At 73.2% G+C, this 2,086-nt stretch carries 1 protein-coding gene and 1 pseudogene; both read right to left on the minus strand.

Annotated elements, in window-relative coordinates:
* The coding region (locus ACFU99_RS41710; RefSeq protein ID WP_384403464.1) for a SpoIIE family protein phosphatase at positions 1 to 1,581 on the minus strand (1,581 nt) is incomplete at its 3' end.
* Positions 1,582 to 1,736: 155 nt separating this feature from the next.
* Positions 1,737 to 2,086 (minus strand): annotated as a pseudogene (locus ACFU99_RS41715) (NAD(P)/FAD-dependent oxidoreductase); the annotation flags it as partial.

The following is a 2,086-nucleotide window of genomic DNA, read 5'->3' on the forward strand; positions in this document are numbered from 1 at the left end:
GTCCTGGAGGTCGTGCGGGCCGTCGCGGACGACCTCGGTGAGCCACTGGAACCCGTCGTCGAGGTCCGCGCCGGGCTGCTCGACGAGGCCGTCGGTGCACATCAGGAGGGTCTCCCCCGGATCCAGCTCCATGGCGGTGACGGGGTAGTCGAGCCGGCCGAACTGGGCGGACAGGCCGAGCGGCAGCCCGCCGGGGAACGGCAGCCGGCGGCAGGTGCCGTCGGTGTGCCGCAGCAGCGGGTCGATGTGCCCGGCCCGTACGAGCCTGAGCTCACCGGTGGCGAGGTCGGCCTCGGCGTAGGCGCAGGTGGCGAAGCGGTCGGTGTCGAGCTCGTGCAGGAAGAGCGAGGCGCGGGCCATGACGGTGGCGGGCGCGTGGCCCTCGGAGGCGTACGCCCGCAGGACGATCCGCAGCTGGCCCATGACGGCGGCGGCGTGGGTGTCGTGGCCCTGTACGTCGCCGATGACCGCGCCGACGCGCCCGCCGGGCAGCGGGATGACGTCGTACCAGTCGCCGCCGATGTCCCGGCCGAGCCGCGCGGAGCGGTAGCGGACCGCGAGCTGCGCGCCGGGGACGGAGGGGATGCGGCGCGGCAGCATGGCCTGCTGGAGGCCCTCGGCGAGGTCGTGCTCCTGGTCGAAGAGCATGGCGCGGGCCAGGCTCTGCGCGATGCTGCTGCCGAGGGCGACGAGCAGGGCGCGCTCCTCGGGGGTGAAGCCCTGCTTGTCGCGGTAGAGCAGGCCGAGCGCGCCGATGGGGCGGGCCTGGGCGATGAGCGGCAGATAGGCGGCGGCGGAGAGTTCGAGCGCGTCGATGTGCTCCCACAGCTCGGGGTAGGAGGCGGCGAAGTCGTCGCGGGAGCCGATGAAGCGGGGCGCGAGGGTCCGTACCACCTCGCTCATCGGGTAGTTGTCGTCGATCCGGGTGTAGCGGGTGCCGGGCACGAAGGAGTCGGTGGGGCCTTCGGCGACCAGATGTATGCGGTTGCCCTCGACGAGGCCGACGACGAGGCTGTCGGCGCCGAGGCGCTCCAGGCCGGGGGAATCGCTGAGGATGTCGATGACGTCCTGCACGGTCCGGGCGTGCGCGAGGGCGGCGGTGGTCCGTTCGATGACGGCGCTCTGGTGGCGGCTTCCGGCGGGGGCCTCGCGGCGCTCCACCGAATGGGCGAGTTCGGCGGTGGCGTCGCGGAAGACGCCCAGGATGCGGTGCGGGCGTCCCTGCTGGTCGCGGCGGATGTGGCCCTGGATGTGGGCCCATCTGGGGGTGTCGTCGCGGCGCCGGATGCGGAAGTACGCCCCGTAGGAGGCGCCGCCGGATTTGAGGGCCCGCGCCACGAGCCCGTCGAGCCGTAGGGACTCGGTGAGCTGGACGCGGTCGAAGAGGGTGTCGGGGTTGCCGTCGTACTCCTCGGGGGTGAGGTCGAAGACGGCGAGGGCGGCGGCGTCCAGGTGCATGAGCCCGCTGTCCAGGTCCCAGTCGAAGGTGCCCATGCGGTTGAGGGCCAGCGTCAGGTCCGGGTGCGCGGGCCAGTCGCCCGGCAGCGATACGGCGGCCGGCGTCGCTCCCCGATCAACCATGGGGCCACTCTGTCACCATTTGTCCGAACTTTCGACGCGAGAGCCGTCCGCACAGGCCCGGTCGGACGACGGGGCCGGTCGCGCGTACGGGCCTCCGCGCGCCCCGTCCGTACGCGCGCGGCCGGCGCACCACGGGCGCGGCGCCCGTCACCCCCTCAGTGCCGCACGGACATCGCCTTCGTGTGCTCCCGCACCTGATCCGGGGTCAGGTAGGCGTCGGTGTACTCGAAGTCGCTCAGCGTCGCGGGGCGTCGGCGCTGGAAGCCGGTGCGGACGAAATCGTCGCCCGCCGTGGCGTTCAGCAGCCAGTTGGTCACCGTGCGGATCTTGGCGACGTTGGTGCGCAGCGCCATCAGGTGGTAGCCGCGGGCCACGGCCTGCGCGGAGATGCCCTTGAGCTCGATGCCCAGCGGCTTGGAGACGGCGTCCTTGCCGCCGAGGTCGACGACGAGGCCGAGGTCCTTGTGGACGTACGGGCGCAGCGGCGCGCCGCGCAGGGTGGCGG

The organism is Streptomyces sp. NPDC057654, from assembly GCF_042800135.1.
GTDB lineage: Bacteria > Actinomycetota > Actinomycetes > Streptomycetales > Streptomycetaceae > Streptomyces.